The organism is Streptomyces sp. TLI_146, assembly GCF_002846415.1.
Taxonomy (GTDB): Bacteria; Actinomycetota; Actinomycetes; order Streptomycetales; family Streptomycetaceae; genus Streptomyces.
The window spans coordinates 6273805-6296046 of sequence record NZ_PJMX01000001.1 but is presented as its reverse complement, the minus strand read 5'-3'; the positions used below and the strand labels follow the sequence as shown (position 1 = coordinate 6296046).

Annotated in this window: 19 protein-coding genes; 7 read left to right on the top strand and 12 right to left on the bottom strand. The window is 72.1% G+C overall.

Annotated features, from left to right (window positions below; all coding sequences use genetic code 11):
• Positions 1 to 41 precede the first annotated feature (41 nt).
• Together BX283_RS28220 and BX283_RS28215 are read left to right on the top strand one after the other, a co-directional pair.
• The gene (locus tag BX283_RS28220; protein WP_101390304.1) at positions 42 to 1385 is read left to right on the top strand and encodes a helix-turn-helix domain-containing protein; all 1344 of its coding nucleotides are present in this window, start codon (positions 42 to 44) and stop codon (positions 1383 to 1385) included.
• A gap of 164 nt (positions 1386 to 1549) precedes the next feature.
• Positions 1550 to 2152 carry a YceI family protein gene (locus tag BX283_RS28215; RefSeq protein ID WP_101390303.1) on the top strand — a complete coding sequence of 201 codons (603 nt, stop codon included), beginning with the start codon at positions 1550 to 1552 and terminating at the stop codon, positions 2150 to 2152.
• 11 nt (positions 2153 to 2163) lie between these two features.
• Here the strand turns inward: BX283_RS28215 and BX283_RS28210 are convergent, their stop codons facing one another.
• The 7 genes from BX283_RS28210 to ureA all read right to left on the bottom strand — a co-directional run bounded on the left by BX283_RS28210 (position 2164) and on the right by ureA (position 11212).
• The gene (locus BX283_RS28210; protein ID WP_101390302.1) at positions 2164 to 3507 is read right to left on the bottom strand and encodes a hypothetical protein; all 1344 of its coding nucleotides are present in this window, start codon (positions 3505 to 3507) and stop codon (positions 2164 to 2166) included.
• A gap of 226 nt (positions 3508 to 3733) precedes the next feature.
• The gene (gene cimA, locus BX283_RS28205) at positions 3734 to 5356 is read right to left on the bottom strand and encodes a citramalate synthase (RefSeq protein WP_101390301.1); all 1623 of its coding nucleotides are present in this window, start codon (positions 5354 to 5356) and stop codon (positions 3734 to 3736) included.
• A 284-nt stretch (positions 5357 to 5640) separates the two neighbouring features.
• Positions 5641 to 6984 carry an MFS transporter gene (locus BX283_RS28200; RefSeq protein WP_101390300.1) on the bottom strand — a complete coding sequence of 448 codons (1344 nt, stop codon included), beginning with the start codon at positions 6982 to 6984 and terminating at the stop codon, positions 5641 to 5643.
• Positions 6985 to 7075: 91 nt separating this feature from the next.
• Complete coding sequence (locus BX283_RS28195; RefSeq protein WP_101390299.1) at positions 7076 to 7699, bottom strand: TetR/AcrR family transcriptional regulator; 624 nt, start codon at positions 7697 to 7699, stop codon at positions 7076 to 7078.
• A 32-nt stretch (positions 7700 to 7731) separates the two neighbouring features.
• The gene (locus tag BX283_RS28190) at positions 7732 to 8766 is read right to left on the bottom strand and encodes an agmatine/peptidylarginine deiminase (protein ID WP_180357274.1); all 1035 of its coding nucleotides are present in this window, start codon (positions 8764 to 8766) and stop codon (positions 7732 to 7734) included.
• An 11-nt stretch (positions 8767 to 8777) separates the two neighbouring features.
• Positions 8778 to 10511, bottom strand: a complete 1734-nt coding sequence (locus tag BX283_RS28185) for an urease subunit alpha (RefSeq protein WP_101390298.1) — start codon at positions 10509 to 10511, stop codon at positions 8778 to 8780.
• Entirely contained in the window at positions 10508 to 11212 is a 705-nt protein-coding gene (ureA, locus tag BX283_RS28180) for an urease subunit gamma (RefSeq protein ID WP_101390297.1), read from the bottom strand. Before ureA ends, BX283_RS28185 begins: the two co-directional genes overlap by 4 nt.
• Before the next feature lie 182 nt (positions 11213 to 11394).
• On the opposite strand from ureA, the gene BX283_RS28175 reads away from it, so the two are divergent.
• On the top strand, positions 11395 to 12822 hold the full coding sequence (locus BX283_RS28175; protein WP_101390296.1) for a cytosine permease: 1428 nt from the start codon (positions 11395 to 11397) through the stop codon (positions 12820 to 12822).
• 475 nt (positions 12823 to 13297) lie between these two features.
• On the opposite strand, the gene BX283_RS28170 is transcribed toward BX283_RS28175, so the two are convergent.
• Positions 13298 to 14383 carry a branched-chain amino acid aminotransferase gene (locus BX283_RS28170; protein WP_101390295.1) on the bottom strand — a complete coding sequence of 362 codons (1086 nt, stop codon included), beginning with the start codon at positions 14381 to 14383 and terminating at the stop codon, positions 13298 to 13300.
• 241 nt (positions 14384 to 14624) lie between these two features.
• The gene (locus tag BX283_RS28165) at positions 14625 to 15665 is read right to left on the bottom strand and encodes a 3-isopropylmalate dehydrogenase (protein WP_101390294.1); all 1041 of its coding nucleotides are present in this window, start codon (positions 15663 to 15665) and stop codon (positions 14625 to 14627) included.
• A 231-nt stretch (positions 15666 to 15896) separates the two neighbouring features.
• Here BX283_RS28165 and BX283_RS28155 point away from each other — a divergent pair, with 231 nt between their 5' ends.
• Positions 15897 to 17477 (top strand): metallophosphoesterase family protein, encoded by a 1581-nt coding sequence (locus BX283_RS28155; RefSeq protein ID WP_101390292.1) that lies wholly within the window; start codon positions 15897 to 15899, stop codon positions 17475 to 17477.
• Between the two features lie 93 nt (positions 17478 to 17570).
• Here the strand turns inward: BX283_RS28155 and BX283_RS28150 are convergent, their stop codons facing one another.
• Together BX283_RS28150 and BX283_RS28145 are read right to left on the bottom strand one after the other, a co-directional pair.
• The gene (locus tag BX283_RS28150; protein WP_101390291.1) at positions 17571 to 17711 is read right to left on the bottom strand and encodes a hypothetical protein; all 141 of its coding nucleotides are present in this window, start codon (positions 17709 to 17711) and stop codon (positions 17571 to 17573) included.
• A gap of 241 nt (positions 17712 to 17952) precedes the next feature.
• A complete protein-coding gene (locus BX283_RS28145; protein ID WP_101392615.1) occupies positions 17953 to 18837 on the bottom strand; it encodes a LysR family transcriptional regulator in 885 nt (294 codons plus the stop codon).
• A gap of 101 nt (positions 18838 to 18938) precedes the next feature.
• On the opposite strand from BX283_RS28145, the gene BX283_RS28140 reads away from it, so the two are divergent.
• From BX283_RS28140 to BX283_RS28130, 3 genes are all read left to right on the top strand, one after another.
• Positions 18939 to 19940 carry an NADP-dependent oxidoreductase gene (locus tag BX283_RS28140; RefSeq protein ID WP_101390290.1) on the top strand — a complete coding sequence of 334 codons (1002 nt, stop codon included), beginning with the start codon at positions 18939 to 18941 and terminating at the stop codon, positions 19938 to 19940.
• 105 nt (positions 19941 to 20045) lie between these two features.
• Complete coding sequence (locus BX283_RS28135; protein WP_101390289.1) at positions 20046 to 20396, top strand: PadR family transcriptional regulator; 351 nt, start codon at positions 20046 to 20048, stop codon at positions 20394 to 20396.
• Entirely contained in the window at positions 20393 to 21142 is a 750-nt protein-coding gene (locus tag BX283_RS28130; RefSeq protein WP_257583905.1) for a hypothetical protein, read from the top strand. The genes BX283_RS28135 and BX283_RS28130 overlap by 4 nt, the downstream gene beginning before the upstream one ends.
• Positions 21143 to 21314: 172 nt before the next feature.
• Here BX283_RS28130 and BX283_RS28125 read toward each other — a convergent pair whose 3' ends face one another.
• Positions 21315 to 22148 (bottom strand): helix-turn-helix transcriptional regulator, encoded by an 834-nt coding sequence (locus BX283_RS28125; protein ID WP_101390288.1) that lies wholly within the window; start codon positions 22146 to 22148, stop codon positions 21315 to 21317.
• Positions 22149 to 22242: the final 94 nt, after the last annotated feature.

Below are 22242 nucleotides of genomic sequence, written 5' to 3'. Positions count from 1 at the left end.
CGCACGGGGCATGCGCAATGCCCTGGTACGAGGGAGACACGATGGACGAACCTGCCGCGATCGGCCGCCGGGTGCAGCGACTGCGTGCCGAACGGGGACTCACCCAGCGGCAGTTGGCCGAGCCCGCCTACACCCCGGCCTATGTGTCGACCCTGGAGTCCGGCAAGGTCAGGCCCTCCGAGGCGGCGCTGCGCCACCTCGCCGAGCGCCTGGGCACCACGTACGAGGAGCTGGCCACCGGCCGCCCCGCGCACCTGGCGACCGAGCTGCGCCTGGGACTCACCGACGCCCAGCGGCTGCTGGCGACCGGCGACGCGGAGGAGGCGGCCGTGCACTACCGCCGGCTGCTGACCGAGGCCGAGCTGCACGATCTGCTCCCCGAGCAGGCGGAGGCCCTGCTCGGCCTCGGCGACTGCGCCCTGGAGACCGGCGAACTGGCCGATGCCATACGGCACTTCGAGGCGTCCGAGCGCCAGCTGATGGGCGAGCCGCTGCCGCGCCGGGCGCGTGCGATCCGGGGCCGGGCGATCGCCCACGTCCTGGCGGGCGAGCTCCGCTACGCCTGCTACCTGCTCGAATCGACCATCGACGAGCTCGGCACGAGCGGCCTCAACGACCCGGAGTCGCTGGTCCTGCTCTACTCGGCGATCATCGGCCCGTATCTGGACATGGGCGCCCAGGCGCGCGCCGCGCACGCCGCCGAGCTGGCTCTCGCGCTCGCGCCGCAGGTCTCCGACCCGGCGCTGGTCGCGGGAATGCACCGGCAGGTGGCGCGCACCTTCCTGGCCGAGGGCCGCACGGCCGACGCCGACGCGTCACTGGCCAAGGCCCAGTCGGTCTACCGCCAGCTGCGGCTGCGGACCGATCTGGCGCACTGCCACTGGATGCGGGGGTACGTATACGCCCAGGACGGCGAACTGAGCGCCGCCGAGCGGGAGTTGCGCACCGCCCGCGACATGCTGGCCGCCAAGCGGGCCGCGCTCTTCACCTGCCAGGTCGAGGTCGAGCTGGCCGACGTGCTGCGCCGGCTGGGCCGCCACACGGAGGCCGCCGCACTGCTCACCCCGCTCGTCGACCCCGCGCCGGAGCTGGGCGACCGGCACGGCGCCGTCCACGCGGGCGGCGCGCACCGCCTCCTCGGTCTGATCCGCGAGGAGAGCGGCGACCTGGAGGCGGCGGAGGAGCACTATGTGACGGCCCTGGGTCTGCTGGAGCGCAGCGGCGCGACGGGCGACCTGGCGGACCTGTGCCGCCTCCTCGGCGACCTGCTGCGCCGCGCGGGCCGCACGGAGGCGGCGCTGGACGCGTACCGGACGGGCCTGGGGCACCGGGCGGCGCCGGGGACGACGACACTGGGGCCCGCACCGGTGCCGCCTCGGCATTAGGGCGCCCGCACAGAGGCCTGCGCACGCGGCATCCCCGACTCCGCCCCCGGCTCCTCTGACAGCTCCCCGGCACGCCTCGGAACTAGTTGTTGAAAGTTGAACGGAATGGGTCTACAGTCGTTCTTGTTGAACATTCAACCGACCGCCCCGAAGGAGCAGCAGCCATGGGAATCTTCGCCCGCAAGAGCAACGGCACGACCACGACCATCGCCCCCGTCGACCCGGCCCTCGCCGCCCTGACCGGCACGTACACCATCGACCCGGCGCACAGCAGCATCGGCTTCACCGTGCGTCACGCCATGGTCACGAACGTCCGCGGCTCGTTCACCGAGCACGAGGGCACCCTCACCCTCGACGGGACCGACCCCGCCGCCTCCGCCGCCGTCATCGACGTGAAGATCGCCTCCGTGGACACCGGCATCGCCGACCGCGACAACCACCTGCGCGGCGGCGACTTCTTCGACGCCGAGCAGTTCCCGCTGATGACCTTCCGCTCCACCGAGGCCCAGCAGCTCGGCGGCGACAAGTACCGGATCGTCGGCGACCTCACCATCAAGGACGTCACCAAGCCGCTCGCCATCGACCTGGAGTTCAACGGCTCGGCCACCGACCCCTACGGCAACCAGCGCGTCGGCTTCGAGGGCAGCGCCGACATCCTGCGCTCCGACTGGGGCCTGACCTGGAACGCGGCGCTGGAGACCGGTGGTGTCGTGGTCAGCGACAAGGTCAAGCTGACCTTCGACATCTCCGCGATCAAGTCCGCGTGACCCGGTAGTCCCTACCAGCCCCCGCCCCCGTCGAACCCGCCGCCGTCACCGCCACCGCCGCCGCCCCAGCCGCCGCCGAAGTCGGACGCGTCGAAGTCGGAGCCCGAGACGTCACCGCCCTCGTAGCTCTGGCCCGCGAAGTCGGCGCCGCCGTAGTCGGCCGCGTAGGCGGGGGTGGAGAGCATCGAGCCGAGCATCGTGCCCATGAGCAGCCCGGGCAGCATGCCGCCGCCGAAGTAGCCGCCGGCCCAGGGGCCGTACGCCGGACCCGCGTCGTAGTACGGACGGCGGCCGCCGTCGGTGTCGACCTCCCGCACCAGCGGGTCCTGGCCGTCCCGCAGGCGCGTCGCGTCCGCGAGGCAGACCGGGACCTCGCGCGGGGCGCCGCCCGCCGGGGACCAGGTGGCGTCCTCGACCGAGGGGCCGTGGCGCGGGTCGAAGAAGCAGGGGGCGCGGCGCTCGGGCAGCGGCCGGTGCTCGCGGCGGGCGGCGAGCACGGCGAGCGAGAACCGCCCGTCCTCCAGGGCCTGGGTCACCCCGCGTACGTCACCGGGGTGCCGGGCCGCCGCCATCAACGTCTTCGCGGTCTCGTACGAGTCGAGCGCGCGCTCGTAGTCGGCGCGCATGGCGTCGTCGGCGCCCGCCTCCGCCGGGTGGAAGTCCAGCCGGTCGAGCTCCTCGCCGAACGCGGTGATGTCCTCGTCGACGACCACCTGGAGCCGCTGGAGCGCGGCCCGCTCCTCCTCGGCCTTCTTCTTGCGGCTGCGCCTGACCAGGGCGTACGCACCGGCGCCGCCCGCGACGACGACCGCGCCGGTGGCGATGAGGCCGGTGGTGGAGACCCCTCCCTCGTCGCCGGAGCCGCCGCCCCAGGAGGCCGGGGCGTGGCCGCGCATCGAGGGCAGGGCCTGGTCGACGAACGCGTTGAGCTGGGTCGACGCGTCCGTGGCGGTGCCCGGGGCCCGTACGGCCGTCTTCAGGTTGTCGACGGCCTGCGCCGACATGACCTTGCGGTCGGCTCCGGCGTTGAAGGCGTCGCCGAGGCGGACGGCGTACAGGCCGGTGACGCCGGTGTCCGTACGCAGGTTCCGCAGGAGGGTTTCCTTGGGGAACGCGGCGGTCGCGGGCAGCACGGCGACGAAGAGCGGCTTGTCGGCGTCCTTGATCTTCTTGGCCAGCGCGTCGGCCTGGGCGGCGGAGAGCTGGGCGGCGGCGCCGGGGTCGACGTAAACCGGCGCCTTCTTGAGCGCGGCGGCGACGTCGGCCACACCGGACGCGGCGGTCGCCCTAGGGGCGACGGTGGCCAGGGCGGTGAGTGCGGCGGCGGCGAGCGCGAACATGACCCGGGACCTCATGTGTCCGACGCTACCGGACTCTCCGGCGAACCGGACAAACACCCCTTTCCCCCTCGTGCGTCTGCGGACCGTGGGTGGCTGGTCGCGCAGTTCCCCGCGCCCCTTAAATGCGCCCCTGCGGGGCGCCCAGGGGATTGCCGCGCAGCGGCATCTAAGGGGCGCGGGGAACTGCGCGAGCAACCAGCGACCAGCCGCAGACGAACACAGGCCCGTGACGGGGGCGCGGCTACTCCGTCGGCTCCACCCCGGCCCGGAGCAGTCCGTACGTGTACGCGTCCTCCAGCGCCCCCCACGACGCCCCGATGATGTTCGTCGCGACGCCCACCGTCGCCCACTCCCCCGCCCCGTCCGTCGTCGTGATCAGGACCCGGGTCGTGGAGTCCGTGCCGTGGCGGCCCTCCAGGATGCGGACCTTGTAGTCGACGAGCTCCAGCTTGGCCAGCTGGGGGTAGATGCGCTCCAGACCGACCCGCAGCGCCCGGTCGAGCGCGTTGACGGGGCCGTTGCCCTCCGCCGTCGCCACGATCCGCTCGCCCTTGGCCCACAGCTTCACCGTCGCCTCGTTGGCGTGCGTGCCGTCGGGGCGGTCCTCGACGATGGCGCGCCAGGACTCGATGCGGAAGTACTTGCGGGCCCGGCCCTCCGCCTCGGCGCGCAGCAGGAGTTCGAAGGACGCGTCCGCCGCCTCGTACGTGTAGCCCTTGAGCTCGCGCTCCTTGACGCGGGCGACGACCCGGCCGACCAGCTCGCGGTCGTCGCCGAGCTCGACGCCGAGCTCCTTGCCCTTGAGCTCGATGGAGGCGCGGCCCGCCATGTCGGAGACCAGCATCCGGATGCGGTTGCCGACCAGGCCCGGGTCGATGTGCTGGTAGAGGTCGGGGTCGACCTTGATCGCCGAGGCGTGCAGGCCGGCCTTGTGGGCGAAGGCGGAGACACCCACGTACGGCTGGTGCGTCGACGGGGTCAGGTTCACCACCTCGGCGATCGCGTGCGAGATGCGCGTCATCTCGGCCAGCGCGCCCTTGGGCAGGACCTTCATGCCGTACTTGAGCTCAAGCGCCGCGACCACCGGGAACAGGTTCGCGTTGCCGACGCGCTCGCCGTAGCCGTTGGCCGTGCACTGCACGTGCGTCGCGCCCGCGTCCACCGCGGCAAGCGTGTTGGCGACGGCGCAGCCCGTGTCGTCCTGGGCGTGGATGCCGAGCCGGGCGCCGGTGTCGGCGAGGACCGTGGAGACCACGGCCTGGATCTGGGCGGGCAGCATGCCGCCATTGGTGTCGCAGAGGATGACGACGTCGGCGCCGGAGTCGCTCGCGGCCCGGACGACCGACTTGGCGTACTCGGGATTGGCCCGGTACCCGTCGAAGAAGTGCTCGCAGTCGACGAACACCCGGCGGCCCTGTTCCCGCAGGTAGGAGACCGTGTCCCGGACCATCTCCAGGTTCTCGTCCAGCGTGGTGCGCAGGGCGAGCTCGACATGGCGGTCGTGGGACTTGGCTACCAGCGTGATCACCGGGGCACCGGACGCGAGCAGCGCCTTGACCTGCGGGTCCGTGGCCGCGCTGCCACCCGGGCGGCGGGTCGCCCCGAACGCCACCAACTGGGCGTTCTTGAAGTCGATCTCCTGCTTGGCGCGGGCGAAGAACTCCGTGTCGCGGGGGTTGGCGCCGGGCCAGCCGCCCTCGATGAAGCCCACCCCGAAGTCGTCCAGGTGCCGGGCGATCGTCAGCTTGTCCGCGACGGTGAGGTTGATGCCCTCGCGCTGGGCGCCGTCGCGCAGCGTGGTGTCGAAGACGTGGAACGTGTCGTCGACGCGATGGCTCTCTTCAGGTGCCTCGTTGGCCGTCATGCTGGTGTGACTCCTGTCGGGTGAGTGGCTCCGGATTCTCTGGCTCCACTTGCCCCCATCATCGCGTGCGGCTCGCGTCCGGCCGTGGTGGGCCGGGAAACGAAAAAACCCCTCGCGGGTGCGAAGGGTCTGCGCGCGGGTCTGGGGCACGATGTCCGCTGCCGCGGGGGGTTTGCCGCGGGTTCAGCGGTCACTGCGGACCGGCGCGCTGCTGTCCATAATCATCATGAAAGCGAGCACGGTCCGCAGTCTGCCATACGCCGTGCGGCGGGCGGGGGCGGGTCTCAGGATGCGGGCACCTGTCCCGTGCGGGCGCCGTCGGGGCTTCGCCCCGAACCCCGCTCCTCAAACGCCGGAGGGGCTGTCTTCTTGAGGTCGATGTCCCGCGTCTCCCTCATCGTCAGGTACACCACCAGGCTCACCGCCGCGCACCCCGCCACGTACCAGTAGAACCCCGACTCGATGCCGCCCCTCTTGAACCAGAGCGCCACGTACTCCGCCGTACCGCCGAACAGCGCGTTGGCGATGGCGTACGGGAGGGCCACTCCCAGCGCGCGGATGCCGGTCGGGAACAGCTCCGCCTTCACGCACGCGTTGATGGACGTGTAGCCCGTCACCACCACCAGGGCGAGCAGCGCGAGGCCGAAGGCCGGCCAGAACGTGCCCGCGTGCTTGAGCATCGTCATGATCGGCACCGTCAGGAACGTCGAGCCGACCGCGAACGTGATCAGCAGCGGACGGCGGCCGATCCGGTCGGAGAGCATGCCCGCGAGCGGCTGGAGGCACATGAAGACGAACAGCGCGCAGAACGACACCAGCGACGCCGTCGGCTTCGGCATGCCCGCGCTCTTGGAGAGGAACTTCGTCAGATACGTGGTGTACGTGTAGTACGCGACCGTGCCGCCCATCGTCAGCGCGATGACCAGGAACGCCTCCCTGCGGTGGCCCCACAGCGCCTTCAGCGTGCCCCGGTCCTCGTCGAGCGCCGCGCCGGACTCCGCGTACACCTCGGTCTCCAGCATGGTGCGCCGGAGGTAGAAGACGATCGCCGCGCCGAGCGCGCCCACGATGAACGGGATCCGCCAGCCCCAGCTGTGCAGCGCGTCCTCGGACATCGTGTGCTGCATGACGATCAGCAGGCCGAGGCCGACGAGCTGGCCCGCGGTCATCGACACGTACTGGAAGCTGGAGGCGAAGCCGCGGCGGCCGGGGTCGGACGCCTCGGTCAGATAGGTGGCGCTGGCCGCGTACTCACCGCCCACCGACAGGCCCTGGAGGAGCCGGGCGACCAGCAGGACCGCCACTCCGCCGTACCCGGCCACCCCGTACGTCGGCGCCACCGCGATCAGGATCGCCGAGGCGGACATCAGGGTGACGGTCAGGGTCAGCGCCGCCTTGCGGCCGCGGCGGTCGCCGATGCGGCCGAGCAGCCAGCCGCCCACCGGCCGCATGAAGAAGCCGACGGCGAAGATCCCCATCGTGTTCATGAGGTTCGCGGTGTCGTTCCCCTTCGGGAAGAACGCGTCCGCGAAGTACACCGCGAAGGTGGCGTACACGAACCAGTCGAACCACTCGACCATGTTCCCGGCCGAGCCGACCCAGATCTTCTTCCACTGCTCTCGTCCCATGGAAGATCACGGTGGCCCAGCCCGATGCGGCCGACAAGGCTCGCGGACGCAACGATAAGGCGTACTTGCGTACGTTGCGTTCAGCGCCCGGTCAGCGGTCCGGCCGATGCCCCGTCAGCGACTCGTCCACGAACTCCCTTACGTGGTCGAGGACTTGGGGCCGTCCCGTGCCCGGTATGCCGACCGCCACATGGACGCTGAAGCCGTCGAGCAGCGCGCGCAGCCGGGCCGCGAAGCGGTCCGCGTCGACCGGGCGGAACTCGCCGCGCGAGACGCCCTCCGCGATGATCGCGACCAGGTCGCGGTGCCAGGCGCCCTCGATGGCGGCCTGGCGGGCGCGGGCGAGGGCGTCGGTGGCAGCGCTCTGCGAACGGTTCCAGACCTCCAGCCACAGGATCCAGTGCGGATCGCGGGCGCCGTCCGGCACGTACAGGTCGATGTACGCGTCCAGGCGCTCGCGGACCGCGCCCGGCCGGGAGAGCAGGGCCCGGCGCTCGGCGCCGAGGCGGCCCTCGCTCCACTCCAGGGTCTCGAGGAGCAGTTCGTCCTTGCTGCGGAAGTAGTAGAGGAGGTGGCCGCTGGACATGCCGACCTCGCGGCCGAGCCCGGCCATGGTCAGACCGTCCAGACCGCGCTCCGCGATGGTGGCCATGGCGGCGGCCAGCACCTCCTCGCGCGGCGGCGCGTTCTTCCGCGCGCGGGCCGGACCGGCCATGTCCTCTTCCTCCTGGATCACACCCCGGCTGATCACACCCTGGGCTGCTGCTGGGTGATGCAGTGGATGCCACCGCCCCCAGCGAAGATCGTACGTGCGTCGACGAGGGTGACGGTCCGCTCGGGGAAGAGACGGCGGAAGATGCCCGCCGCGTTCTCGTCCCTCGGGTCGTCGAAGCCGCACAGGACGACGCCGCCGTTGCAGAGGTAGTGGTTGATATACGAGTAGTCGACCCAGCCGTGGTCGTCGGTGAGGACGGTCGGCGCGGGGACCTCCACGACCTCGATGCTCCGGCCCCGGGCGTCGGTCTGGCCGCGCAGCAGCGCCACGTTCTCCTTGCACACCTCGTGGTCGGGGTGGGCCGGGTCCGGCTGGGTGTGGGCGACGACCACGCCGGGGCGGGCGAACGCGGCGACGATGTCGACGTGGCCCAGCGTGCCGTAGCCGTGCGGGGGGTAGTCGGCGGTCAGGCCGCGCGGCAGCCAGATCGCCTTGCGGGTGCCGAGCATCCCGTGGATCTCCGCTTCGACCTGCTCGCGGGTCCAGCCGGGGTTGCGCTCGGGCCCGAGCTGCACGGACTCGGTGAGCAGCACCGTGCCCTCGCCGTCGACGTGGATCGCCCCGCCCTCGTTGACCAGGCGGGAGGTGTACGTACGGGCCCCGGCGAGGTCCGAGACGTACGCGCCGATCTTGGCGTCGTGCTCCCAGCGGGCCCAGTCCTGGGCGCCCCAGCCGTTGAACGTCCAGTCCACGGCGGCGAGTTCGGTGCCGTCGGTCAGGAAGGTGGGGCCGATGTCGCGCATCCAGGCGTCGTCGAGTTCGCGTTCCACTAGGTCGATGTCCGGGCCGAGCAGGGCGGCCGCCGCCGTGCTCTGGCCGGGGCCGCAGACGACGGTGACCGGCTCGAAGCGGCGCACGGCGCGGGCGACGGAGGCCCAGGCGGCGCGGGACTCGGCGAGCTCCGCCTCGTTCGGGAAGGTGACGTTCGGGCCCGGCCACGCCATCCAGGTGCGCTCGTGCGGGGCCCACTCGGCGGGCATGCGGAAGCCGTCGGCGGCAGCAGACATCAGACGGGTCCTTACAGGAAGTAGAGGCGGTTGAGGGAGACGGAGTCGGCGGGCTCGGAGCGCAGCGGATCGCCGTCGAGGGTGACGAGACCGGTGCGGCCGTCCACGTCGACGGCTCCGGTGCGGGAGTTGAACACCAGGTCGGCGGGGCCGATGCCCCGGGTGCCGCGCACGGCGACCCGGCGCCGGCGGGTGGGCATCAGATCGCTCCCCCCGTCGAGGGCCGCGCGGGCCACGAAGGCGACGGAGAGCTCGGCGGGGGTCGCCCCGTGGGCGCCGAAGAGCGGGCCGAGGACGAGGGGTTCGCAGGTCTCGGTGGCCGCGTTCGGATCGCCCGTCACACCCCAGGCGGGGAATCCGGCCTTGAGGACCATCTGCGGCTTGGCGCCGAAGTAGGCGGGCCGCCACAGCACGATGTCGGCCAGCTTGCCGACCTCGATGGAGCCGACCTCGTGGGCCAGGCCGTGGGCGATGGCCGGGTTGATGGTGAGCTTGGCGATGTAGCGCAGCACGCGCGCGTTGTCATCGCCCTCGCCGTCGCCCTCCAGCGGCCCGAGCTCGGCCTTCATCTTCCCGGCCATGGCGAAGGTGCGGCGCACGGTCTCGCCCGCGCGGCCCATCCCTTGGGCGTCGGAGGAGGTGATGCCGATCGCGCCCAGGTCGTGCAGCACGTCCTCGGCGCCCATCGTCCCGGCCCGGATGCGGTCGCGCGCCATGGCGGCGTCGCCGGGCAGGTCCGGCTTGAGGCCGTGGACGGAGACGATCATCCCGTAGTGCTCGGCTACCGCGTCCCGGCCGAACGGCAGCGTCGGGTTGGTGGACGAGCCGATGACGTTGGGCACGCCCGCCATCTTCAGGACGTTGGGGACGTGGCCGCCGCCGCAGCCCTCGATGTGGAAGGCGTGGATCGTACGGCCGTCGAGGACGCGCAGGGTGTCCTCCACCGACAGGCACTCGTTCAGCCCGTCACTGTGCAGCGCGACCTGCACGTCGTGCTCCTCGGCGACCCGCAGCGCCGTGTCCAGGGCGCGGGTGTGCGCGCCCATGTCCTCGTGCACCTTGAAGCCGCAGGCGCCGCCCTCGGCGAGCGCCTCCACCAGCGGGGCGCCGTCGGAGGACGAACCCCGGCCCAGGAAGCCGATGTTGACGGGCCAGGCGTCGAAGGCGGCGAACGCGTTGCGCAGCGCCCAGGGCGAGTTGACGCCGACGCCCCACACCGGCCCGAACTCCTGGCCGATGAGCGTGGTGACGCCGGAGGAGAGCGAGGCCTCCATGATGCGCGGCGAGAGCAGATGGACGTGGGTGTCCACGGCTCCGGCGGTGGCGATGAGCCCCTCGCCGGAGACGATGCTGGTCCCGGTGCCGACGACGACGTCCACGCCGTCGAGGGTGTCCGGGTTCCCGGCCCGCCCGATGGCGTGGATACGGCCCTCGCGGATGCCGATGGACACCTTGCGGATGCCGAGCATGGCGTCGATGACGACCACGTTGCTGATCACGACGTCACAGGTCTCGCGGACGGCGGCGGCCTTCAGGTGCAGCCCGTCGCGGGCGGTCTTGCCGAACCCGGCGAGGAACTCGTCCCCCGGATTCTGCGAGTCGGACTCGACCCGCACGGTCAGGCCCGAGTCGCCGAGCCGGATCCGGTCGCCGGCGCGGGGCCCGAAGACGGCCGCGTACTCCTGCGGGTCGATGTGCCGGCTGCCGGGGGCGCAGTGGTCGCTGTGCCGGGTCTGCTTGCTCATACGGGGGTCCCTTCCGAGGTGCCGGCGCCCAGATAGCCGCAGGCGGCGGCCCTGCGCAGGGCCTCCTCCTTGGCGCCGGGCGCGTCCAGGGGCCCGTCGACGAGCCCGGCGAAGCCGATGGCGATCCGCGCGCCGCCGATGGGGACGAGCCCGACCTCGCCCTCGCCGCCCGGGTCGAACCGGACCGAGGACCCGGCCGGGACGCACAGCCTCATCCCGTACGCGGCGGCGCGGTCGAAGTCGAGGCGCGGGTTGGCCTCGAAGAAGTGGAAGTGCGAGGTCACGCTGACCGGGACGGCCGCGGTGTTGCGCACGGCGAGCCGGACGGCGGGCTCCGGCTCGGGGCCCTCGGGCCCGGGCAGCACGGCGCCGGGCGCGTCCTCGCCGAGCCCGGCGGCGCCGTCGAGGGGCGCCGGGACCACGGCGAGCCGCGAGCCGTCGTCGAAGACGGCCTCGACGTGCACCTCGGTGACCACGTCCGCGACGCCCGGCAGGACGTCGTCGGGCCCGAGCACCGAGCGGGCCGCCTCGATGGCCTCGGCGAGCCGCCGCCCGTCGCGGGCCGCCTCGCAGACGGTGTCCGCGATCAGCGCGGTCGCCTCGGGCACGTTCAGTCGCAGCCCTCGGGCCCGGCGGGCCCGCGCGAGCTCGGCGGCGCCGAAGAGCAGCAGCCGGTCACGTTCCGTGGGGGTAAGTCGCACGCCACCACACCTCCTATTTGAACAACACTCTAACCACACTTATTGCGCTCTGTCATGAGTCAAGGGGGTTGACGGGCGCAGCGAGATGCCACACATTGAACGTCACTCAAACAGAGAAACGGCGAATTCGAGCCACCCGAACCAAACCGAACCAAGCCATCACCAAGACTCAGGGGCAGCCCATGCGGATCGAACAGCGCGGAGTCGACACCATCCCGGAGGCGGAGCGCACCAGCGGTCCGCGCGATCTGGTGTCGATCCTGCTCGGCTCCAACCTCTGCCTGGGCGTCATCGTCTTCGGCTGGCTGCCGGTCTCCTTCGGCCTCGGCTGGTGGGCGTCGGTGAGCGCGGTCGTCGCGGGCACCCTGGCCGGCACCCTGCTGACGGCCCCGCTGGCACTGGTGTCGCTGCGCACGGCCACGAACCTGTCGACGTCGTCGGGCGCGCAGTTCGGGGTACGGGGCCGTCTCGTCGGCTCGGTGGTCGGGCTGCTGCTCTCGCTCGGCTACACCGCGCTGACGGTGTGGATCGGCGGGGACGCGATGACGGGCGTCCTGCACCGGCTGTTCGGCCTGCCCACGGGCGGTGTCTCGTACGCCGTCGTGTACGCGGTGCTCGCGGCGGCGACGGTCATCGGCGCGGTGTACGGGTACCGGGTGCTGCTGCGGCTGTCCCGGGTCCTCGCGGTCGGCATGACGGCGCTGCTGGTCCTGGGCGTGGCGGCGTATGCCCCGCACTTCACGACGGCCGCGCTGCCCGACGCGGGCGGTTACCTGCTCGGCTCGTTCTGGCCGACGTGGCTGCTCGCCCTGGTCGCGGCCGGGCTGAGCGGCCCGATCGCCTTCATCACGCTCCTGGGCGACTACACGCGCTACATCTCGCCGTCCCGCCACACCCCGCGCCGGGTGCTCCACGCGACGTGGCTGGGCCTGACGGCCGGACTCCTTGTGCCGCAGCTGTTCGGCACGTTCACGGCGTACGCGGCGCGGGCGGCGACGGACTACGCGGCCCCGCTGGTCTCGGCTGCCCCCGGCTGGTACCTGGTCCCCCTCCTCCTCGCCGCGTCGGCGGGCTCGGTGGGCAACGCGGGCCTGATGCTGTACTCGATGGGCCTCGACCTGGACGCGATCCTGCCGCGCGCGTCGCGTACGCAGGCGACGTTCGCGGTGGCGGCCGTCGCGACGGTGTGCGTCTTCGCGGGCCACTACGCTTGGGAGGCGCAGGCCGCGATGACGTCCTTCGTCCTGCTCCTGACGGCGATCGGCACGCCGTGGGCGGTCATCACCCTGATCGGCTTCGTGCGGTGCCGCGGGGTGTACGACGCGGACGCGCTCCAGGTCTTCAACCGCCGCTCACGGGGCGGGGCGTACTGGTACCGGGCCGGGTGGAACTGGCGGGCCGCGCTTTCCTGGGCGCTGGGGGCGGGGGCGGGCCTGCTGGCGGTGTCGTTGCCGCAGTGGTCGGGGCCGCTGCTGCGCTTCACTGGCGGGGTGGATTGCAGCTTCCTGCTGTCGGGTTTGGTGGGGGGTGTGGCGTACGCGGCGCTGACGAGGCGGAGTCTCCCCCACCCCGCCCCTTCCCTGAACCCTCCGGGGGTGGAGGTGGGCTGAGCCCGCGTATTGGGCCTGCGACCCGGACCCCGTTTTCGTCTGCGGCCCGGTGGGGGCTGGTCGCGCAGTTCCCCGCGCCCCTGAATGCGCCCCTCCGGGGCGCCCCTGTAGGGGCGCGGGGAACTGCGCGAGCAACCGGCCACGGCCCGCAGACGAACGGGGCAGGGACGCAGCCCCGCTAACCCACCCACCCCCACACCGGGGCCCGGGACGCAGCCCCGCTAACCCACCCACCCCACGCCGGGACCCGGGACGCAGCCCCGCTAACCCACCCACCCCACGCCGGGACCCGGGACGCAGCCCCGCTAACCCACCCACCCCACGCCGGGACCCGGGGCAGAGCCCCGGAAGCGGGGTGCAGGGGCCGCAGGCCCCGCAGCGGGGGTCCGGGGGCGTAGCCCCCGGGAAAACACCTCCGCCCCCTCCCACCCCCGGAGGGTTTAGGGAAGGGGCGGGGTGGGGGCAAAAACCCCGGTCAGCCCAGGGGGTGCATCCACCCATGCGTGTCCGGCGTAACACCCGTCTGAAGGTCAAGCAGCGCCTTGCGCAGCCGCATCGTCACAGAACCCGGCTCCCCATCCCCCTGCGTCCAGCTCGCCCGCGCGGACTTCACCGACCCCACCGGCGTGATCACCGCGGCCGTGCCGCACGCGAACACCTCGGTCAGCGTCCCCGCCTCGTTGTCCCGCTTCCAGTCCTCCGTGGAGATCCGCCCCTCCTCCGCCGTGTACCCCAGATCCCGCGCGATCTTCAGCAGCGAGTCACGGGTGATGCCCGGCAGCAGGGACCCGGTCAGCGACGGCGTGACGATGCGGTCCCCGTACACGAAGTACAGGTTCATCCCGCCCATCTCCTCGATCCACCGGTGCTCCACCGCGTCCAGCCAGACCACCTGGTCGCAGCCGTGCTCGGCCGCCTCGGCCTGGGCGACCAGGGACGCGGCGTAGTTGCCGCCGGTCTTGGCCGCGCCCGTACCGCCCTTGACGGCGCGCACGTACTCCTCGGAGAGCCAGACGGAGACCGGCTTCACGCCACCGGGGAAGTAGGCCCCGGCGGGCGACGCGATCACGATGAAGAGGTACTCGTTGGCGGGGCGGACACCCAGCCCGACCTCGCTAGCGATCATGAACGGGCGCAGGTAGAGCGAGGCCTCGCCGGACGCCGGCACCCACGCCCTGTCCTGCTGGATCAGCGCGTCGCAGGCGGCGATGAACAGCTCGGTCGGCACCTCGGGCATCGCCATCCGGCGGGCCGAGGAGCGGAAGCGCTCCGCGTTGGCCTCGGGGCGGAAGGTCGCCACCGTGCCGTCGGGCTGACGGTAGGCCTTCAGACCCTCGAAGATCGTCTGCGCGTAGTGCAGCGTCATGTTCGCCGGGTCCATCGACAGCGGCGCGTACTCCGTGAGCTCCGCGTCGTGCCACCCGCGGCCCTCGGTCCACTTGACCGTCACCATGTGGTCGGTGAAGTGGCGGCCGAATCCGGGGCTGGCCAGGATCGCGTCACGCTCCGCGTCCGACAGCGGGTTCGCGGACGGCTTGAGCTCGATCGTGGGCGTCGTCATGGTTGCGTGTCCTTCACCGGTTGTGTGGGTCGGACCGCGCTCACGCCGCCCCGGCGGCTGCCGGGACGTCCGAGCTTCTCCGCATGCCGCGGTCCCACGTTCGATTATCGCTCGTGCGGGACCATGACAGAAAACGGTGTGCTCGCGGCCCAGGGACTGATGGTGGCACCCCGGGGCCGTACAGGAAAAGCCGCCGGGTGCTGGTGCGACCCGGCGGCTTTCTTGGGGAAGAGCGCTCGGGTCAGCCCGATACGCGTACGGCGAGCGCGTCCCCGATCTCGTCGGTGGTACGGGCGGAGCCGTCCCGCGCGGCCAGGTCGGCCTGGACGGCGTCCTCGATCCGGGCCGCCTCGGCCTCGTGGCCGAGGTGGCGCAGGAGCAGGGCGACGGAGAGGACCGTGGCGGTCGGGTCGGCCTTGCCCTGGCCCGCGATGTCCGGCGCGGAGCCGTGGACCGGCTCGAACATCGAGGGGAACGCGCCGGTCGGGTTGATGTTGCCGGACGCGGCCAGGCCGATGCCGCCGGTCACGGCCGCGGCGAGGTCGGTGAGGATGTCGCCGAAGAGGTTGTCGGTGACGATCACGTCGAACCGCTCGGGCTGGGTGACGAAGAAGATCGTCGCGGCGTCGACGTGCAGATAGTCGGTGGTGACGTCCGGGTACTCCTTGGCCACCGTGTCGAAGATGTTCTTCCACAGGTGCCCGGCGAAGACGAGGACGTTGTTCTTGTGGACCAGCGTCAGCTTCTTGCGCGGCCGCGCCTGGGCGCGGGCGAAGGCGTCGCGCACCACGCGCTCCACGCCGTACGCCGTGTTCACACTGACCTCGGTGGCGACCTCGGCCGGGGTACCGGTGCGCAGCGAACCGCCGTTGCCCGTGTAGGGGCCCTCGGTGCCCTCGCGGACGACGACGAAGTCGATGTCGGGGCGGCCGGCCAGCGGGGTCGCGGTGTTCGGGAACAGCTTCGACGGGCGCAGGTTGATGAAGTGGTCGAAGGCGAAGCGCAGCTTCAGCAGCAGACCGCGCTCCAGGACCCCGGACGGGACGCTCGGGTCGCCGATGGCGCCGAGCAGGATCGCGTCGTGGGTCTTCAGCGCGTCGAGCTCCGCGTCCGGCAGGGTCTCGCCGGTGCGGTGCCAGCGCCGGGCGCCGAGGTCGTACTCCTTGGTCTCCAGCTTCACGTCCGCTGGAAGGACGGCGCGCAGGACCTTGAGGCCCTGGGCCACCACTTCCTGGCCGATGCCGTCACCGGGGATCACTGCGAGATCGATGCTGCGAGACATGAAAGCACCGTACTCCGCGTCCCATGCATTGACATGTCGAGTCCACCATGCGGACAGCGCGGCCGAAAGCGAGTCCCGGGCGGGCCTTGGCCATAGCCCCTCCGGGCGGCCGCCGAATGGCTGTCAGGGGTGATGTGCGGGGGGATTCCGGGGAGTTGCATGGGGAGCTGTACGCACCCCGTTCACCCGGCGGTGAGATGCGCGTCGTCTGAGGAGAGGACGTTTCCGGCCATGGACATCCCCCGTTTCGGAATACCCGAGAAGCTCGCCGACCGTATGAGCATGGCCGAGCAGCACGAGTACCTGCGTACGCGGCTGACGCGGCGCGGGGTGCTGCGCACGTCCGTGGCGACCGCCGCGATCGCCGGTGCCGGGGTGGGCGGCGGACTCGCCACGGCGTCGCCCGCCCAGGCCGCACCCGCCGTGCTCACCTCGCGCGGCCCCGGCACCGAGGTGGACGGCTCGCTGGTGGCTCCGTTCGGGCGGCACCTCGCGTACGGCGCGGACCCCAAGACGCAGATGACGGTCTCCTGGCAGGTCCCCTTCGCGGTGCGGCGGCCGTACCTCCGGATCGGGCTCAAGCCGTGGGCGCTCAGCCACCGGATCGGCGCCGAGGTGCGCCACCTCACCACGCCGGTGCTGAACGGCGGGAAGATCGCGGCGGCCGAGCAGTACTACGTGCACGCGGGCCTGGAGCGGCTGCGGCCGGGCACCACGTACTACTACGGCGTCGGCCACGACGGCTTCGACCCGGCCGACCCGCGCAACCTGGGCACGCTCGGCACCTTCACCACCGCGCCCGAGCGGGCCGAGTCGTTCACCTTCACGGCCTTCGGCGACCAGGGCGTCAGCTACCACGCGCTCGGCAACGACCAGCTGATCCTGGGTCAGAACCCGGCGTTCCATCTGCACGCGGGCGACATCTGCTACGCCGACCCGTCCGGCTCGGGCACCTCCGGCGACAGCTACGACGCGCGCACCTGGGACCAGTTCCTGGCGCAGACGGAGTCGGTGGCCAAGACCGTGCCGTGGATGGTGACCACCGGCAACCACGACATGGAGGCCTGGTACTCGCCCGACGGCTACGGTGGCCAGAACGCCCGCTGGTCGCTGCCGGACAACGGCCCGGACCCGGTCGACCAGCCCGGCGTGTACTCGTTCGTGCACGGCAACGTCGGCGTGGTCGCGCTGGACGCCAACGACGTCTCGTACGAGATCCCCGCCAACTACGGCATCAGCGGCGGCAAGCAGACCCGGTGGCTCGACAGACGCCTGGCCGAGCTGCGCGCCGACCGGCACGTCGACTTCATCGTGGTCTTCTTCCACCACTGCGCCTTCTCGACCACCAACGCGCACGCCTCCGAGGGCGGGGTGCGCGAGGCCTGGGTGCCGCTCTTCGAGAAGCACCAGGTGGACCTGGTCATCAACGGCCACAACCATGTGTACGAGCGCACCGACGCGATCCTGAGGAACGCGGTGGGACGCAAGGTCCCGATCGGCGAGCGCACCGACCCGACGCGGGACGGCATCGTGTACGTCACGGCCGGCGGCGCGGGCCGCGCGCTCTACGACTTCCCGGCCCCCGACAGCTACGAGGGCCACGTCAAGGACCAGGAGAGCGTCGCGAGCTACCACTGGGTGAAGGGCCGCCAGAAGGAGACCGAGACCGTGGAGTGGTCCCGGGTCCGCTTCACCGGCTACTCGTTCCTGGCGGTGGAGGTCGAAGCGGGTCACCACCCGTCGATGAGGGTCTCGGCACTGGCGGAGTCCGGAGCGAGGATCGACCACTTCGAGATCAGGCGCGGCAGATAGGCCGCGGCCGCGTTTCCCCGCGCCACCTCATCCCCAGGGGCGCGGGGAACTGCGCGACCAGCCCAGGACGGCCCGCAGACGAAAGCGCGCCGACTACCCGGCCACGTGCCCGGAGGCGCCTCCGTTGTCCCTGCGGTCAAGCGCGCGCTGCAGCGCGGCCGCGGCGTTCTTACGGTCGGCATCGGTCGTACGGGAGGCGTGACGGACACGGCGGACGGTCGTCGTCTCGGACATGAGGGATCGACTCCTTGAGATCACGGGGGATATCGAGGCGCCGGAAGGGGCGGGGAGCGCTGCCGCAGGGGTTGCCTGCCAAGGGGCACCGCGCTCGCGACCGCCATTCGCTGGATCTAGCGAGACGTTCGGCTCCTACAAAGCTAAGGGAGGACTCCGCTTCTGTCTCCACAATTACTCGGACTTCCTACTATCTGAGACGGCGGCCTCGTCCCGGCGTCACCGGCGCCTCGTCGCCGCCTCACCGCCGCAGCGCCCGCAGCTCCCGGATGAGCGCGCGGACCGCGACCGTCCCGGCGAGCTCCGGCGTGGTCACATAGCCCACGGACCGCGTCGGCCGCTCCACTCCGAGATCGGCGATCTCGACTGTGTGCGGTGCTCCGGTCAGCGACAGCTCCGGCATGATCGCCATACCGAAACCACTGCTCACCATCGAGAGCACCGCTCCATCGTCCTCCGCCTGAACCGTCGCCGCCGGAATCCAGTCCTGCTCGGCCCACCACTCGCGGGTGTACGAGGAGCAGTTCTCCATCCAGTCGACCAGCGGCAGCGAGCGCGGCGCCGGATGCCCCGAGGGGTGGACCAGCGCGTACCCCTCCTCCAGGAGGACGTCACCGACCAGCCCGGGCGGCACCGGCGAGCCGGTCCCGATCGTCGCGATGCCGAGGTCCGCACGGCCCGCCGCCACCTCCCCCGCCGTCCCGGCCCCCAGCTCCCGCACCACCCGGACCTGCGGGGTGATCCCGGGGTGCCGGGCGGTGAGCCGTTCCAGGGCGGGCGGCAGCAGATGCAGCGCCGCGCTGCGGAAGGCGGCGATCCGCAGCGGCCCCGCCACGGTGTCCCCCGCCGGGTCGGGCGCTGCGCCGCGCGCCTCGGCCGCCAGCATGTCGAGCATCCGCAGCACCCGGCGGGCGTACGCGGCGGCCCTGGCCCCCGCGGGCGTCGGGGTCGCCCCGCCGCGGCCCCGCTCGAAGAGCACCGCGCCTATCTTGGCCTCACTGGACCGCACCGAGTGCGACACCGCCGACTGGGTCATACCGAGCGCCACGGCGGCCCCGGAGAAGCTGCGCTCCTGCTCGACGGCGGCGAGCACGCGCAGTTCACGCGGGGCGAGGTCGTTCGGCATCAGGGCTCCCACCTGGACGTATGAGGAGAATCGATGGATCGGGCGGTTCCATCGACGCAACCCCCTGCCCGGCCCGCGCATTCCTTCCTAGCGTCTGCCCCATGACGACGACCTCGCTCACCGTGCACCAGACCGCCCGCCCCAAGGGCCTGCCCTCCCCCGACGACTTCGCTCTCGTGCGCGGCCCGGTCCCCGAGCCCGCGCCCGGCACCGCCCTCGTCCGGAACCTCTACCTCTCGGTGGACCCGTACCACCGCGAGGTGATGGACTCCGCCCCGCTGAACGAGCCGCTGGAGGGCCGTGCGCTCGGCCGGGTCGTCGCCTCGCTCGACCCGGGCCTGCGCGAGGGCGACCTCGTCTTCCACCGGCAGGGCTGGCGCACCCACGCTCTGGTCACCCTGGGCGTGGACGGGACGCGCACGATCACGTCGTACGAGGGAGTGCCGCTCTCGGCGCATCTGGGCATCCTCGGCGGCACCGGCCTCACCGCGTACGTGGCGCTCACCCGCACTCTCGAACTGCGGCCCGGCCAGGACCTGTTCGTCTCGGCGGCCGCGGGCGGCGTCGGCACGGCGGCGGGCCGGATCGCGCGGCTGCTGGGCGCGGGCCGGATCGTGGGCAGCGCGGGCTCGGCCGCCAAGGCGGCCTTCCTGACGGAGGCGGTCGGCTACGACGCCGCCTTCGACTACCACGACGGCCCGGTGGGCGAGCAGCTGGCGAAGGCGGCCCCGGACGGCATCGACGCGTACGTCGACAACGTGGGCGGCGACCATCTGGAGGGCGCGATCTCGGCGCTGCGCGACCACGGGCGGATCGCCTGGGTGGGCGCGGTGGCCCAGTACAACAACCTCGCCGCACCGCCCGCCGCCCCGCGCAACCTCTACTCGGTGGTGGCGAAGAGCCTGCGCCTGGAGGGCGTCCTGGTGCGCGACCACCGTGACGTACAGGGGGAGTTGGAGGAGTTCCTGGTGCCGCATCTGCGGTCGGGGCGGGTGGTGTCGGACGAGACGGTGAGCGACGGGATCGAGCGGACCGTGGAGGGATTCATCGGCATGCTGCGCGGAGGCAACACGGGGAAGATGCTGATCCGGGTGGGCGAGTAGCCGCACCCATCCCCCAGATCGACACCACAACCTAGTGAGGTACGGCATCTAGTGAGGTGCGGCATCTAGTTTGCATTCCTACCTAGCTAGTGCTGGAATACACGCATGGCCGCAGACCGCAGATCCAGTTGGCTCAAGGGCGTCCTCGACCTCCTCGTCCTCACCTGTCTCACCGGGGGCGAGAGCTACGGCTACGAGATCTCCAAGACCCTGGCCGCGGCCGGGCTCGGGGAGATCAAAGGCGGGACGCTCTACCCCGTCCTGAACCGGCTCGAAGAGGCCGGGCTCGCCGTCGGGGAGTTCCGCGCCGCCGAGCGCGGGCCGGGCCGCCGGTACTACCGGCTGACCGAGGAGGGCCACCGGGCGCTCGCCGAACAGGGCGCGTCCTGGCTGGAGTTCCACACCGCCGTACAGACCATGCTGACCAGCGCGACACCAGGGGGACGACCGTCATGAGCGAGCAGAAGGACTACTTCCGGGCCCTCGCCGAGAAGCTGCGCGCCTCGGGGATGCCGCCGGGCGAGGTGGCGGCGAACGTCGCCGAGCTCACCGGCTATCTGGCGGAGTCCGGATCCACCGATCCGTACGAGGAGTTCGGCGCGCCGGAGGACTTCGCGGCCCGGCTCACCGGGGGCCGGGCGGCCCAGGAGCCGGGCGCCGAGGCGGAGACCTGGAAGTGGACCGCCGACATCTACACCGACCGCAAGCACCTCAACCACTACGGGGACCAGGGCTGGGAGGTCGAGGGCCTGGACCGGCTCGGCCGGTTCGTCTGCCGCCGCGACCCGGCGGCGGCGATGCGGTGGGAGTACCGGCGCGAGAGCGCCAACAACGCGGCCGAGCGCGAGTCGGTGACGGCCGGGCTCGCCCCGGACGGCTGGGAGCCGTGCGGGCACTGGATGTTCTTCATGTACTTCAAGCGTCCCAAGGCGGCGAGCGCCGGGCCCGCGGCCGGGCTCGACGAGCTGGTGGCGCCGCCCGCCAAGCAGCTCTTCCTCAGCGACATGTACCGGGGAAAGCTCAAGCAGATGCTGGCCGCGGCCGTCGTCTCGGGCACGGCGACCGCCGCCGCGATTCACTACGGCGGCGACCCGGTGGCCTACCCGGCGCTGATCGGCGCGGCGGTCGCCGCCCCGGTGGCCATGGCCCTGGCCTGGCAGCGCGTCAAGCGGGAAGTCGCGCGGGGCGTCGAGGACGCCTGAGCCCCACATCGAGACGGGCGCGGCGTCGGTCAGCGGCTGATATCTGATACCTGATAGCCGACCGTCAGCGGCTGACATCTGATACCTGACAGCCGACCGTCAGCGGCTGACATCTGATACCTGACAGCCGACCGTCAGCAACTGACATCTGACACCTGACAGCCCCTATCCGTCAGCGGCTGACCGTCAGGTCCTGGAGCCCCACCACCCGCAGCAGTTCGAGCCGCTGGTGGGCCTCCGTGCCCGGGCGGGCCGAGTGGACCACCAGGAACTGGCCCTCGCCTGAGCTCAGCAGGATCTCGCAGTCCAGCTCCAGGAGGCCGACCACGGGGTGGAGGAACCGCTTCGCCTTGGCGTGCCGCGTCTCCACCTCGTGCTGGTCCCAGAGCGCCGAGAACTCCTCGCTGACCGCGCGCAGTTCGGCCACCAGCGCCGCCGGCTCCGGGTCGTCCGGGCGGGCCGCGAGCACCGCCCGCAGCTGGGCGACGTGGCTGCGGGCGTGCTCGGCCTGGTCCTCGGGCGGGAACAGGGCACGCAACGCGGGATCGGTGAAGTAGCCGCGGATGATGTTCCGGCCGGGCTCGGACTCGCCGACCAGGGCGGCCGCCATCGCGTTCTGGGCGAGCACCTCGCCCCAGTCGCTCATCACCTGCGCGGGCGCGTCGTGCAGCCGGTCGAGGATGAGCATCAGGCCGGGGCGCACATGGACCGAGCCGTGCCGCTCGCGCGGGGGCTCCTCCCCGGCGAGGTGGAAGAGGTGATCGCGCCCGTCCCGGCTGAGCCTGAGAGCCCGCGCCAGCGCGGTCAGCATCTGCCGGGACGGGCGCGAGCCGCGGGCCTGCTCAAGACGGGTGTAGTAGTCCGCCGACATCCCGGTGAGCTGGGCGACCTCTTCCCTGCGCAGCCCGGCCGTCCGCCGCCGGGGCCCGGCCGCGAGGCCGACGTCCGACGGTTCGAGACGGGCCCGGCAGTGCCGCAGGAAGTCCGCGAGTTCTTCTCTGTCCACACCCTCAGCATGCCGGTGGCCACGGTCCGTATCCAGGGAGTCCCGCTCCCTGGATACGGACGCCCCTCCCGCCGTCGGCCACCTCGCGCCACGC

Bases quoted from the DNA above. Each gene is read 5' to 3' on its own strand.
- BX283_RS28175 (WP_101390296.1), top strand. From the start codon at position 11,395: ATGCGGATCGAACAGCGCGGAGTCGACACCATCCCGGAGGCGGAGCGC.
- BX283_RS28215 (WP_101390303.1), top strand. From the start codon at position 1,550: ATGGGAATCTTCGCCCGCAAGAGCAACGGCACGACCACGACCATCGCC.
- BX283_RS28190 (WP_180357274.1), bottom strand. From the start codon at position 8,766: ATGTCTGCTGCCGCCGACGGCTTCCGCATGCCCGCCGAGTGGGCCCCG.
- BX283_RS28140 (WP_101390290.1), top strand. From the start codon at position 18,939: ATGACGACGACCTCGCTCACCGTGCACCAGACCGCCCGCCCCAAGGGC.
- BX283_RS28165 (WP_101390294.1), bottom strand. From the start codon at position 15,665: ATGTCTCGCAGCATCGATCTCGCAGTGATCCCCGGTGACGGCATCGGC.
- BX283_RS28135 (WP_101390289.1), top strand. From the start codon at position 20,046: ATGGCCGCAGACCGCAGATCCAGTTGGCTCAAGGGCGTCCTCGACCTC.
- BX283_RS28145 (WP_101392615.1), bottom strand. From the start codon at position 18,837: ATGCCGAACGACCTCGCCCCGCGTGAACTGCGCGTGCTCGCCGCCGTC.
- BX283_RS28195 (WP_101390299.1), bottom strand. From the start codon at position 7,699: ATGGCCGGTCCGGCCCGCGCGCGGAAGAACGCGCCGCCGCGCGAGGAG.
- BX283_RS28130 (WP_257583905.1), top strand. From the start codon at position 20,393: ATGAGCGAGCAGAAGGACTACTTCCGGGCCCTCGCCGAGAAGCTGCGC.
- BX283_RS28150 (WP_101390291.1), bottom strand. From the start codon at position 17,711: ATGTCCGAGACGACGACCGTCCGCCGTGTCCGTCACGCCTCCCGTACG.
- BX283_RS28155 (WP_101390292.1), top strand. From the start codon at position 15,897: ATGGACATCCCCCGTTTCGGAATACCCGAGAAGCTCGCCGACCGTATG.
- BX283_RS28220 (WP_101390304.1), top strand. From the start codon at position 42: ATGGACGAACCTGCCGCGATCGGCCGCCGGGTGCAGCGACTGCGTGCC.
- BX283_RS28210 (WP_101390302.1), bottom strand. From the start codon at position 3,507: ATGAGGTCCCGGGTCATGTTCGCGCTCGCCGCCGCCGCACTCACCGCC.
- BX283_RS28185 (WP_101390298.1), bottom strand. From the start codon at position 10,511: ATGAGCAAGCAGACCCGGCACAGCGACCACTGCGCCCCCGGCAGCCGG.
- BX283_RS28170 (WP_101390295.1), bottom strand. From the start codon at position 14,383: ATGACGACGCCCACGATCGAGCTCAAGCCGTCCGCGAACCCGCTGTCG.
- cimA (WP_101390301.1), bottom strand. From the start codon at position 5,356: ATGACGGCCAACGAGGCACCTGAAGAGAGCCATCGCGTCGACGACACG.
- BX283_RS28200 (WP_101390300.1), bottom strand. From the start codon at position 6,984: ATGGGACGAGAGCAGTGGAAGAAGATCTGGGTCGGCTCGGCCGGGAAC.